Annotated in this window: 10 protein-coding genes; 4 read left to right on the top strand and 6 right to left on the bottom strand. The window is 52.6% G+C overall.

Annotated features, from left to right (window positions below; genetic code table 11):
• Position 1: 1 nt before the first annotated feature.
• Entirely contained in the window at positions 2-814 is an 813-nt protein-coding gene (gene sapF, locus HB631_RS16900; protein ID WP_213992341.1) for a putrescine export ABC transporter ATP-binding protein SapF, read from the top strand.
• A gap of 138 nt (positions 815-952) precedes the next feature.
• Positions 953-1741, top strand: a complete 789-nt coding sequence (gene fabI / locus HB631_RS16895; RefSeq protein ID WP_213992340.1) for an enoyl-ACP reductase FabI — start codon at positions 953-955, stop codon at positions 1739-1741.
• Here the strand turns inward: fabI and HB631_RS16890 are convergent.
• Positions 1738-2637, bottom strand: a complete 900-nt coding sequence (locus HB631_RS16890; protein WP_213992423.1) for a LysR family transcriptional regulator — start codon at positions 2635-2637, stop codon at positions 1738-1740. The genes fabI and HB631_RS16890 overlap by 4 nt on opposite strands.
• Positions 2638-2935: 298 nt before the next feature.
• Complete coding sequence (locus HB631_RS16885) at positions 2936-4534, bottom strand: PTS transporter subunit EIIC (RefSeq protein WP_213992422.1); 1599 nt, start codon at positions 4532-4534, stop codon at positions 2936-2938.
• 317 nt (positions 4535-4851) lie between these two features.
• Between HB631_RS16885 and HB631_RS16880 the strand changes: the two genes are divergently transcribed.
• Together HB631_RS16880 and HB631_RS16875 are read left to right on the top strand one after the other, a co-directional pair.
• Positions 4852-7158 carry an FdhF/YdeP family oxidoreductase gene (locus HB631_RS16880; RefSeq protein WP_213992339.1) on the top strand — a complete coding sequence of 769 codons (2307 nt, stop codon included), beginning with the start codon at positions 4852-4854 and terminating at the stop codon, positions 7156-7158.
• A 188-nt stretch (positions 7159-7346) separates the two neighbouring features.
• Positions 7347-9281, top strand: a complete 1935-nt coding sequence (locus HB631_RS16875; protein ID WP_213992338.1) for an exoribonuclease II — start codon at positions 7347-7349, stop codon at positions 9279-9281.
• A 117-nt stretch (positions 9282-9398) separates the two neighbouring features.
• On the opposite strand, the gene HB631_RS16870 is transcribed toward HB631_RS16875, so the two are convergent.
• The 4 genes from HB631_RS16870 to HB631_RS16850 form a co-directional block, all read right to left on the bottom strand.
• On the bottom strand, positions 9399-9626 hold the full coding sequence (locus HB631_RS16870; RefSeq protein ID WP_213992337.1) for a hypothetical protein: 228 nt from the start codon (positions 9624-9626) through the stop codon (positions 9399-9401).
• A gap of 51 nt (positions 9627-9677) precedes the next feature.
• Complete coding sequence (locus HB631_RS16865; protein ID WP_213992336.1) at positions 9678-10067, bottom strand: hypothetical protein; 390 nt, start codon at positions 10065-10067, stop codon at positions 9678-9680.
• 285 nt (positions 10068-10352) lie between these two features.
• Complete coding sequence (locus HB631_RS16855) at positions 10353-10853, bottom strand: hypothetical protein (protein WP_213992334.1); 501 nt, start codon at positions 10851-10853, stop codon at positions 10353-10355.
• A 200-nt stretch (positions 10854-11053) separates the two neighbouring features.
• Positions 11054-12523: a TcdA/TcdB catalytic glycosyltransferase domain-containing protein gene (locus HB631_RS16850; RefSeq protein WP_213992333.1), complete on the bottom strand. Its 1470-nt coding sequence runs from the start codon at positions 12521-12523 to the stop codon at positions 11054-11056.
• Positions 12524-13248 lie beyond the last annotated feature (725 nt).

Below are 13248 nucleotides of genomic sequence, written 5' to 3'. Positions count from 1 at the left end.
CATGGAAACCTTATTGGAAGCGCGCAACCTGACCAAAACCTTCCGTTATCGCACCGGCTTGTTCCATAAGCATCAGGTGGAGGCGGTCAAGCCCCTGAGTTTTATTCTGCGGGAGGGACAAACCCTGGCGATTATCGGTGAGAACGGTTCGGGTAAATCCACCCTGGCGAAAATGCTGGCCGGCACGGTGGAGCCCAGCGGCGGCGAACTCCTTATCGACGACCATCCGCTGGCCTTCGGGGATTACCGCTATCGCAGCCAGCGCATCCGTATGATTTTCCAGGATGCCGGCAACGCCCTGAATCCCCGCCAGCGCATCGGCCAACTGTTGGACGTGCCGCTGCGGCTGAATACCGATATGACGGCGCCGGAGCGGGAACAGGCCATCAACCTGACCCTGCGGCAGGTGGGACTGAGGCCGGATCACGCCTTTTATTATCCCCATATGCTGGCGCCGGGACAAAAACAGCGCGTGGGCCTGGCCAGGGCGCTGATCCTCCGTCCCAAGGTCATTGTGGCCGACGAGGCGCTGGCGGCGCTGGATATGTCGATGCGTTCGCAAATCATCAATTTAATGCTCGAGCTGCAGGCCAAACAGGGTATAGCCTATATTTATGTCACCCAGCACTTGGGCATGATGAAACATATCAGCGACCAGATTATGGTGATGCAGGACGGCGAGGTAGTGGAGCGCGGCAATACCGCCGACGTGCTGGCCGCCCCGCTGCACGATCTTACCAAACGGCTGATAACCAGTCACTTCGGCGAGGCCCTCACCGCGGACGCCTGGCGCCGCGATGCCGCCATGCCGTAATAATCCGCCGGATGTCTCATAGAGGCGGGGTATACACCTGGTGCGGTTTTTCATGGTACACTCCGCCGGTTTGTAAACGTCGAATGTCGCGTCGCTGACGCCACGATCGCTGTAAAAATGATCACAAGGATTAATGCTATGGGTTTTCTTACCGGTAAGCGCATTCTGGTCACTGGCGTAGCCAGCACTCGCTCCATCGCCTTCGGTATCGCACAGGCGATGCATCGCGAAGGTGCCGAACTGGCATTTACTTACCAGAACGATAAACTGAAATCACGGGTTGAAGAATTCGCCGGTGAATTGGGTTCCAGCATCGTATTGCCCTGCGATGTCGCCGAAGACGCCAGCATCGAAGCGATGTATGCCGAACTGGCCAAGGTATGGCCGAATTACGACGGTTTCGTGCATGCCGTTGCCTTTGCGCCCGGCGACCAGCTGGACGGCGATTATGTGAACGCCGTGACACGTGAAGGCTTTGCCATCGCCCACGATATCAGCTCCTACAGTTTTGTCGCCATGGCGAAAGCCGGCCGCCATATGCTGAATCCGAACTCGGCTCTGGTGACCCTCACCTACCTGGGAGCCGAACGCGCCATTCCCAACTATAACGTCATGGGACTGGCCAAGGCGTCGCTGGAAGCCAATACCCGTTACATGGCCAACGCCATGGGCCCGCAGGGGATACGCGTCAACGCCATCTCCGCCGGCCCGATCCGCACCCTGGCGGCTTCCGGTATCAAGAACTTCAAGAAAATGCTGTCTTATTGCGAATCGGTGACCCCGCTGCGCCGCGTGGTGACCATTGAGGATGTGGGCAATACCGCCGCGTTCCTGTGTTCCGATCTGGCTTCCGGCATCACCGGCGAAGTGATTCATGTGGACGGCGGCTTTAATATCGCCTCCATGAACGATCTGGAACAGAATTAATTTCCCGCCAGCCAGGCGGCGGCAAAGGTAAACAGGGTTTTCGCCAGCGGCGTCGACCGGTGAGGCTCGGCAATCACCACGGCGCCCTGGCGTTTCATGGCGGGCAGCAGGATAGCCGCGCTCTGCAAATCCGGCGTCATTCCCGGCAGCAAATGGCCGCGGGGCATGATGCCGCAGCCCAAGCCGACAAACACCCCCTGCAGTAAATGGAAAATCGAGGCGCTTTCCAAGGTGATATGGGGGTGCAGCCCGGCGGCGCGGAAATGTTCGTCCAGATAACGTCGAAAGTAGCGGCTCGGTTCCGCCAGGCACAGAGGCAAGGCCGCCACCTGGGCCAACGTCAGTTCGGCTTGCGATGAAAGCCCGCTGAAATGCGCGGGATGAAACACCAGATCCACCCCCCGGTCCGGCAGCGGCGCCACCTGGAAATGCAGCTCCTGCAAAAGGTTCAGCTCAAAAAATCCCACGCCTATATCCACACTGTGATTAATCAGCGCTTCAAGCAGTTGATCGGCGCTGAGCACGTTAACCTGATACTCGAGATCGGGAAATTCCAGCCGGGCATCGACTAGCAGCTGCGCCAGCGGAATACCGCATTGCGGCACGATGCCGATGCGCAAGGTACCCGCCAGTCCCTGCTTAAGAGACTCCACTTCCAGCTTCAGCCCCTGGTAGACCGAGACTATCTCCCGCGCCCAGGACAATACCCGTTCCCCTTCGGCGGTAAACCCCTGAAAACTGTTGCCCCGGTGGATTAACGCCACCCCGAGCTCCCGTTCCAGATTTTTCAGCCGTGCGGAGAGGGTCGGCTGGCTGACGAAGCTCGCCTCGGCGGCCCGGCCAAAATGACGCTCCCGCTCAAGATTGCATAAGTAGATAAGCTGTTTGATATCCATCGGTTCCTTCCGGCCAAAGGCAATAAACGTGGTGATTGCTGACAAGGTGACCGGTCGGGACAGGATGCTAGATCGTCGCAATATAATAAACCTGCCGTGAATCCGTCCATGGAGGCTCGATCCGCGCGATTACGGCTATCCTCCCTGGTGGTCGCCCTGCGGGCCAACGCCTGACGGCGTTTTGGTCCATGGCGCGGACGGTTTACTCTTCCATCATCCTGTCCCGCCTCATTGACTCCGCGCGGGTTTGTCAGCAGTCTGATTATTATACATCGGGAGCCTTGCGATTACCCTCTTATCAGGTGCTGACCCCGAGAGTGACCTTGACATCCTGGGCGATTTTTTCCACCTGCGGGCCGTAGATCACCTGGACATCATTGTCGCTGACCCGCTTGACCCCGCTGGCGCCGGTGAGCATCAGGGTCCTGTCGATCACCTGTTTCATGTCCTTGACCCGGACCCGCAACCGGGTAAAACAGCAATCCACGTCGGCGATATTCTGCTGGCCGCCGAGACCGGTAATGATATTTTCCGCCCGCTCGTTGGCCGAAAGGGGTTTACGCTCCACGGCTTCCTCCTCCTGGGTCTCGCGGCCGGGGGTTTCAATCCGCAGCCGGGTAATAATCAGCCGGAAACCGAAATAATAGACCGGGAAATAAATTACCCCCAGCAACACCGCATACCACCAGTGGGTTTTGTTGCCGCCGAGCACGCCGAACACCACCAGATCAATGGCGCCGCCCTGCACATTGCCAATCATCAAATGGAAGACGTCCATCAGCATAAACGACAGGCCGCACAGCACCGCGTGAAACAGATACAACACCGGTGACACAAACACGAAACAGAATTCCAGCGGTTCGGTAATCCCGGTGGTGAAGGACGCCAGCGCGCCGGCCATCATTAGGGCCTTAACCCGTTTTTTATGCTCGGGGCGGGCGCAATGGTACATGGCCAGCGCCGCGCCGGGGAGCCCGAACATCATCACCGGGATTTTACCCTGCGCCAGGAATCGTGTGGACGCACGCACCTGCTCGTCGCTCAACAGCCCCGGATGGGTCAGCGTCGTATTAAAGATATTCAGCGCGCCGACGATGGTATGATTATCCACCGTCACCATGCCGCCGATGGGGGTGAAGCGCACGGTCTCATTAAGGATATGATGCAGGCCGGTGGGAATCAGCAGCCGTTCGAAAAAACCCAGCAAAAAGGCGCCGTACTGGCCGCTTTGCCCAATCAAACTCCCCACCCAGGCGATGGCGGCGCCGATGGTGGGCCAGATAAGCGACAGGACCACCCCCAGCAGCGGCAGCACCACCACCGTGATGATCGGGACGAACCGCCGACCGCCGAAAAAGCTGACCGCCGTGGGCAGCACCACGGTATAAAAACGGTTATGCAGCGCCACCACCGTCAGGCCGGAAATCACCCCGCCCAGCACGCTCATATTGAAGGTGAATATCCCCAGCATCGGCGTGAATTGAGCGGAAAACATCTGCGCCGCGGTGGGCGTCATGCCTTTGGCTATCAAGGCCGGCACGGTGGTGGTGGCGGCGGTGAGATTCTGCGCCGCCAGACTGGCGCTGACGCCCACGTGCATGGCGATGAAACCGATGACCGCGGCGAATGCCGCGGTGGGTTTTTCCGCCTTAGCCAATCCGATGGCGCTGGCCACGGCAAAAAACAGCGGCAGGTTGGCAAACAGCGCGCCGGCCACCTGCCGGATAAAACCGATCACCAGTTGGGGATATTTCAGGTTGGCAAACGCGTCGCCGGTCACCGCCGGATTCTGCAGAGCCGCCGCCAGCCCGAGAAAGATACCGGCGGCGGCAATCACCGAAATCGGCATCATTAACGCTTTGCCGAATCCATGCACCTTGCTGCTCAGATCGTTCATCCGCATTGCTCTCTTCCTCATAATTAATCAGGTAAGTATGAGTCAGTATTAGCCGCGTTCGATCCCGCGGCGGCGGCAATGGCTGAAAATATGAACGCTATCACAAAAGCTTAACCGCACTTTAGAGCGGTTTACAGAGTGGGAAACTAAAAGATGCAAGGATTTTAGGCAATAGTCACCGTCTATGTTGCGATTAGGTTATTCAATTAGACGATGCCATACAAACTGCCTATTATTAATTGCATTAACCTTATTGAACCAAATAGCTAAAATAAATTTAACAATTATTCATCTTCATTCACCTGCGAAGCAAACTCATGAAATTTAAACCTGCGATTAAACCTTATACCGGCGCGGCGGGTGGCTGGGGTTCCCTTGAAGCTACCACCCGTTATGTGCGGGACAGTAAGCAAACCTTCAAAAATATTCGCAATTTAATGCGGGTAAATAAATCAAAAGGGTTCGATTGTCCCGGCTGCGCCTGGGGTGATGACAATACCAGCACCTTCAGCTTTTGCGAAAACGGCGCCAAGGCGGTGAGCTGGGAGGCCACCCGCAAGGAATTGGAGGCGGATTTTTTCGCCCGCAACACCGTCAGCAAACTCTATGAGCAAAGCGATTATTTTCTAGAATATCAAGGACGACTGACTCAGCCGCTGCGCTACAACCGGGAAACCGATCGCTATTACCCCGTAAGCTGGCAAGAGGCGTTCGACCTGATCGCCAGCCATCTGCGCGGGCTGGACAGTCCGAATCAGGCGGAGTTCTATACCTCCGGTCGCGCCAGCAATGAATCTTCCTACCTTTACCAATTATTCGGCCGGATGTTCGGCACCAACAACTTCCCCGACTGTTCGAATATGTGCCATGAAGCCAGCGGCAGCGGCCTCAAGCAAAGCATCGGCGTCGGTAAAGGCACCATTCATCTGAATGATTTCGAACAGGCGGACGCGATTTTCGTTTTCGGCCAGAATCCGGGAACCAATCACCCGCGCATGCTCCATAGCCTGCGCCATGCCGCCGATCGCGGCGCCCGGATTGTCACCTTCAATACCCTGCGCGAACGCGGACTGGAACGTTTTGCCGATCCGCAGAATCCGCTGGAGCTGCTGACGCCAAAATCCGGCCGAATCAGTTCCAGCTATCTGCAGCCCAATCTCGGCGGCGACATGGCGGCGGTGCGCGGCATGGTCAAGGCACTGTTGGAAATCCATCGCCGGCAGTTGGCGGAAGCGCGGACAGGTCTTTTTGACCAGGGGTTTATCCATAACCACACCCGGGGTATGGAGGCTTATCTGGCGGCGGTGGATGCCACCCCCTGGCAGCACATTATCCGGCAATCAGGTTTGAGCGAGCAGCAATTGCGGGATGCGGCGGATATCTACCGCAACGCCGAACGGGTGATTTGCACCTGGGCCATGGGAATTACGCAACATAAACATTCGGTTCCCACCGTACGGGAAATCGTCAATCTGCAACTGCTGTTCGGACAGCTGGGCAAACCGGGGGCCGGTCTTTGCCCGGTGCGCGGCCACAGCAACGTTCAGGGCAACCGCACCATGGGTATCGACGAGAAGCCGCCGGCGGCAATGCTGGATAGTCTGGCAGCCCATTTTGGCTTTACGCCCCCGCGCGCGCCCGGCCATAGCACCGTTGAAGCCCTGGAGGCCATGCTGCGCGGCGAAATCAAGGTATTGATTGCCCTGGGAGGCAACCTGGCGGCGGCGGCGCCGGATACCGCCCGCACCGAGCAGGCATTGCGCCGTTGTGAACTGACGGTGCACATCAGCACCAAGCTTAACCGCAGCCATCTGGTGACCGGCGGCGATGCGCTGATCCTGCCGACCCTAGGCCGCACCGAGCGCGATATTCAGTCTACCGGCAGCCAGTATGTGACGGTGGAAGACTCATTCAGCATGGTGCATGCCTCGGAAGGAGTGAATCCGCCGCTGTCCCCCTTGCAGCGTTCGGAAACCGCCATCGTCGCCGGCATTGCCGAAGCGGTGCTGGGTAACGAAAAATTGGACTGGTCCGCCCTGGCGGGTGATTACAATCTCATCCGCGATCATATTGCCGCCACCCTGCCCGGTTTCACCGATTTTAATCTTCGCTGCGAACAGCCGGGGGGATTTTACCTCGGTAACGCCGCGGCGGAACTGCGCTTCAATACGCCCAGCGGCAAAGCGGAATTCAGCGACGCCCCCCTTCCGGACACCCTGTTCCCGCAAATCGCCGGCCGGACGGTGCCGTTTACCCTGCAAACCCTGCGCTCCCACGATCAGTACAACACCACCATTTACGGACTGGACGATCGCTATCGCGGCGTTTACGGCCAGCGGGAAGTGGTGTTTGTCCACCCGGAGGATTTGGCGTCCCTGGGGCTGAACGACGGCGATCGGGTGGACATCGAAACCCTGTGGCACGACGGCGTCAGCCGAAAAGTCAGCGGTTTTAAGGTGATAAGCTATGATATCCCCCGCGGCAACCTGGCGGCCTATTATCCGGAAACCAACCCGCTGGTGCCGCTGTCCAGCTTCGGCGACGGCACCCATACCCCGACGTCCAAATCCATTCCGGTGCGTTTGTTGGTGAGCAAAGCAACGGATCCGGCGCGAATTCTGTAGGCCGGCGTCACTGATTCTTTATGCCGACGTCGCGAGTTCGTCAAGCCGACGCATCGCCGCCACCCTGCCCGCATCCGGGCCGGGTGGCTTTTTTATGGCTTTAATGGCGGGTTACACTTGCCGCCAACCGTCGATTCGCGTAAAACTGTCTGCCGTTATTGAAGCCTTTTTACACTCTCCTGGACATTATGTTTCAAGATAACCCGCTGCTCGCGCAGCTAAAACAGCAACTTCACTCTCAGACGCCGCGTGTCGAAGGCGTGGTCAAAGGTACTGAGAAAGGGTTTGGCTTCCTTGAAGTCGATGCTCAAAAAAGCTATTTCATCCCGCCGCCTTTTATGAAAAAAGTGATGCATGGCGACAAGATCTCCGCCGTCGTGCGCACGGAAAAAGAGCGGGAGATAGCCGAGCCGGAAAACCTCATAGAGCCTTTCCTGTCGCGCTTTGTCGGCCGGGTGCAGTTCAAGGACGACCGTTTGTCCATCGTGCCCGATCATCCGCTGATTAAAGAAGTGATCCCTTGCCGGCCGGTGCGCAATGTAGAGCATGAATTCAAAACCGGGGATTGGGCGGTGGCGGAAATGCGCCGCCATCCGTTAAGAGGCGATCGGCATTTTTATGCTGAAATCATCCATCTGGTCACCACCGGCGACAATCAATTCGCCCCCTGGTGGGTAACGCTGGCCCGCCACAATCTCGAACGCGAAGCGCCGGCCATGGTGGACGGGCTGACCTTGCAGGATGATAATCTGGTGCGCGAGGATTTAACCGCGCTTGATTTCATCACTATCGACAGCGCCAGCACCGAAGATATGGACGACGCCCTGCATGTGGCGGCCGGTGAAGGAGATTCGCTGGTGCTGACCATCGCCATCGCCGATCCCACCGCCTATGTCCAGGCAGGCAGCCCGCTGGATAACATTGCCCGGGATCGCGCGTTTACCAATTATCTGCCGGGCTTCAATATCCCGATGCTGCCCCGTGTCCTCTCCGACGACATTTGCTCGCTGCACGCCCATGAGCGCCGCCCGGCCCTGGTATGCCGCGTCACGGTCAATGCCGACGGCTCGCTGGCAGAAAAACCGAACTTTTTCGCCGCCTGGATTGAGTCCAAAGCCAAACTGGTTTACGACCAGGTCTCCGACTGGCTGGAAGGCACCGGTGATTGGCGGCCGGAAGTCGAGGCCGTGGCCCAACAGATTCGCCTGTTGCAGCGTCTGAGCCTATCCCGTGCCGCGTGGCGCCAGTCCAATGCGCTGGTGTTCAAGGATCGTCCCGACTACCGCTTTGTGCTGGACGATAAAGGCGATGTGCTGGAAATTCAAATAGAACCGCGCCGTATCGCCAACCGCATGGTGGAAGAAGCCATGATTACGGCGAATATTTGCGCGGCGCGGGTCTTGCGTGACGGCCTGGGCTACGGCGTCTATAACGTGCACCACGGTTTTGATGAAACCCTGGTGGACCAGGCGGTCACCGTCCTCGCCAACAATAATATCCAAACCGACGCCGCCACGTTGATGACCCTTGAAGGCTTTTGCGACCTGCGGCGCCGTCTGGACGCCCTGCCGACCTCCTATCTCGACAGCCGCATCCGCCGTTTTCAGACCTTCGCTGAAATAAGCGTCGAGCCGGGACCGCACTTCGGCCTGGGCCTGGATGCCTATGCCACCTGGACCTCGCCTATCCGCAAGTACGGCGACATGGTCAATCATCGCCTGCTGAAGGGACTGCTGGGCCAGGGCACCCCCGCCCGCCCGACGGAAGACGTCATGCTGCGACTGGCGGAACGTCGCCGGTTGAACCGCATGGCGGAACGGGATGTCGGCGATTGGCTCTATGCCCGTTATCTCAAGGACAAAGCCGGCAGCGGTACGCGCTATGCGGCGGAAATCATTGATATCTCACGCGGCGGCATGCGGGTCCGCCTGCTGGAAAACGGCGCGGTGGCCTTTATCCCGGCGCCCTTTATCCACAGCGTGCGCGATGAACTGGTGTGCAGCCAGGATACCGGCACCGTGCAGGTGAAAGGCGAAGAGCGCTACCGCCAGGGTGACAGCATCGAGGTCACCCTGGAGGAAGTGCGCCAAGAAACACGGTCGGTCATAGCGCGGCCAGTGTAGAAATGTCAAACAGAGGGAATGATATGAAAGTATCATTCGCTCTTTTAACATCTGTAAACCTTGACTGCGCCTTTATCAGCGTTCTGTTAAAACAATTATCCCATGCTGGCCATCCAATTAAATTTCCGCCGGGCGACGATTTTCAGGCAGGTCTCTCCATTTTACTTCATTATCAAACCATTGAGTCCATTTAAAACCGGCGCGTGTCCGGCTGAACATACCGAATTTTTTGATATTTTTGAAGATTATTTGACCAAGAGATTTACTGAAGGTAAGTTTGTCATCTGACCTGTTTTCATTTATGATGGTTACACCAAAGTTCAAATCTTCTATACGTTCAATCATCTCACATAATAAACCTGGCCCTGCAATTTTAAGCGTGAGATCAAATCTTGCTTAGGGAAGAGATCTTTTACCCTCCCACATTACATCGATAAAGTTCTGTTTTCTATGAATATCATCAGATAAGATCTCCGCTGTTTTTTCAGGAACAATCTTTTTTTGAAACTTTTCTGCTAACTTTATGATTGAAGCAGTGTTATTGTACATTCCACTGTCTGGGTTATCTTTCGTTTCCAGATAAGGATAAATTGCTTCATCCAGCATTTTACTAATGAACAGCGAATTTTTTACCGAGGCAAAAAAATCATTGTTAGTAAAGTTGAGAGCTTTTCCATCGACAATGTCATATATAAAGTGATAAAGAAAATCTGCCTTAAACTCTTTATCTTCGCTATGCGAAACTATATTTCCCAAAGGTTCTTTTAATACCACATCCACATCCATTTAAAGTCCGCCAAACGTTTTTAATAGGTATAACCGGAGTATATCGGCTGCTGCCGGGAAGTTAGCATAGCGAGTCTCGACGCTCTCTCTGGCTATGGCCGATTGTATATGATAGGGCGGTTCAGGCTTCAAAAAATTTATCTTTGCAATGATGGCCTTTGAATAACCAATATTTATTAATTCCCTGATAGTTTTGACCGGATGATCTACCCATACTCTTACTTCAAAATCAGGGTTTAGACCAACACTATTTATTATGCCACTCATCGCATAATCAGGCAGTTTTTAATTCCCCAGCCAAATATAATGAATGATTTTAGGTATCTTACAATCAAGCGGGTTATTACTGATATCTACTCTCTGTAAAGCATGATCAATGATAGGGAGCGTCTCAAATTTATTATGAGCAATATTCAATTCCTGTAGAGTCGACGGGATGGAAGGAAGATATTCAAGCAAATTATGGCTGACATCCAAACACTCCAAGCCGGTTGGAATGGTAAACAACGCTGTCAACTCATTATGGCTTGCATTTAACCCTTCAATGCCAGGCGGCAATTCAGGAAGCTCAGTCAAATTGAGTCCACTGAGGTCTAAAACCGATGCGCTCCTTTCAAGGCAATCCAACAATCTAATGAGAGCTAAATCCCTGCCCTCACCCGGTCCATGAGCTCGTTTCGCCCATGTATGCCATTTTTGGATAAGATTCGTATTATTGGTACTATCGATATGGCCCTCAAGGGGTTTTTTGTAATCTGGATAAACAAAATCAGGTGCTACAAACATAATAGTCCTATTATAGTAGTTAATCTTTAATTGCTGGTAAATATAGGTGTTATCGGGGCGGTTTCGGTCTGTGATTGCGCGTTCGGTATAAGCGTAATGACGCACCAGGGGGAGAAGTATCAATATCTCTCCCGTCGTAGAGCCTTGTCTATCACGCCACCTAAGAGATATCCATTTTATTGAATTAATTATTTTTTTATTCAGACTTCCGAGAATTCTTTTTTGAGTTTATCAAGATATACCCATCTCCCCTCGGCATCAACGTCTTTGACCCAGACATACTTTGGATTGTTCTGATCTGATTGACCAAAAATTTCGCTATTGCTCAAGGTTATGGAACTAAGTGATTTGTTTAATGAATAAAAATCACTTTTATCAGTTCGAATATGATGGCTCAATTCAATTTTAATGCCTTTGGACTCAAAGTATCTTCCGATAAGATGTGGCCCCGTAAGAAGCGTTGTGAGATTGATTCTATATAGCGAATTGGTCTTCTTAAGATCCCACATAACATCGTTATATTCCAGACTTTTGTTCAGCATTTCAGGTGTGAATCCTCGCGAATGTCGGTTCGTTTTTGGCAAGTTAACACCCACATTTAAAATCTCTTTTGAAAAATTCATTATTAAAGCTATGCTGTTCAAGGAACCTAATGATGTGCTATCATTTGTTGCCTTATAAGGTGATATCGCCTCATATAACAATTCACCAGCGGAGAACGAGTTTTCAACCGATGCTAACACAGCATTTCCATAAGTGATAACATTTCTATTATCTACATATTTACACGTTATTTGCCACAAAAAATCAGACATAGGCGCTCTCTCATGACTTTGAGATTTTATTTCGCCCAATGGTTTTTCCATAGCCACGTCGACATCCAAGTATAATCCGCCTTCGCTAGACATAATATATAAACGTAAGATATCGGATGCTGCCGCATAATTTGCAAATTGCGTTTTATCGCCCTCTCTACCTATAATCGCTTGGATGATAAAGGGAGGATTAGGTTCAATAAACTTGACTTTAGAAAATATTGCCTTGGAGTATCCGGCGTTGACGAGCTGTGACTTCATTTTTGCCGTATTTTCAACCCACACCTTAACTTCATAATCCGGGTTTATTGCAGCACTGTTAATTATATTAGATACAGCAAAAGCAGGTAATGGTGATGTTCCCAACCAAACATAATGGATAATTTTCGGGATTTTAAATATAAGAGGATTGTCACTAAAATCCAGTTTACGCAATGGATGGCCAATGTAGGGTAATTCAATGAACTCATTATTTGCCAAATTCAACTCTTCCAAAGTCGACGGCATAGTAGGGAGTTGCGCCAGCCGATTATGGCTTGCGTCTATTTTTTTTACACCCAACGGTATTTCAGGCAGATCTGTCAACGCGTTATCGCTGACATTTAATTCTGCTATACCAGGTGGCAAAACAGGGATCTCTGCCAGATTTAACCCGCTGAGATTTAAAATCGCATCACCTTTAAGCACAAACTCCTTCAATATTGTTACCGCTTGGTCTCTGCGCTCCCCTGCTCCCCCCGAGGAATTACGTTGCCAACTATCCCATATATCAGTGAGTCCTCTGATATGGATAATATCGGTAGGCTGAGCATTGGCAGGACTAAAAAAATTCAAACCTGAAATTATTGAAAACATTAAAACATCCTAGCAATATTGAATGAGAGCATTACTCTATCCAAAAATGGTGAAACTCTACTGTGTCGGATAAGTTAAGTACACAAATTTTTCTTCATGAACTTACCGCAGGCAGATCTCGATATTTCAAAAACTACGTTGTCTTGATTATGAGTACCATCGATATTATGGCTTCCAGTCAACGCCATGGTACCAGAATAGAATCCTACAACCCAAGAAAGGTCCCCTCAGTTTAAGTTGCATTGAATGTTATACGTAAATATAGAACATTTTCGGGAGTCTTACGCTATATTGAACCAAGATTTTCACTGGTAAACTATTCACGTTTCATATCCAGGAGCGAAATTTGAAACAAAAATATAACTACATCAATGTTCATAACAAACAACAGATACGCATCTCTTTCCACTCATATTCATGATGGTTGTGGTTACACAGTAACACTTAATCTAACAACTCAATTGACAAGCCGTGAACAAAAATACGCACGCCAATGGGCACTGTAAAATGAGGTGTGGATGAACATCACTCCTGTGGATTGGCTCGATTAACAATCTCAGGGGCCTGGTTTAACGCGGAGGTATCCGGACGTGTTTACAGCCTGCTGACACACGTACTCGGAGTCAATAAAGCGGGACGGGCTGCCAGAAGAGTAAAACGTCCGCGCCAGGGACCAATGCGTATGGAACGCATTGGAACAATGCCGCCAGGCGTTGGCCCGAAGG

Source organism: Sodalis sp. dw_96, assembly GCF_018449575.1.
Classification (GTDB): domain Bacteria; phylum Pseudomonadota; class Gammaproteobacteria; order Enterobacterales; family Enterobacteriaceae; genus Acerihabitans.
The sequence above is the reverse complement of the archived record's forward strand: the minus strand, read 5'-3'. Positions and strand labels throughout refer to the sequence as shown.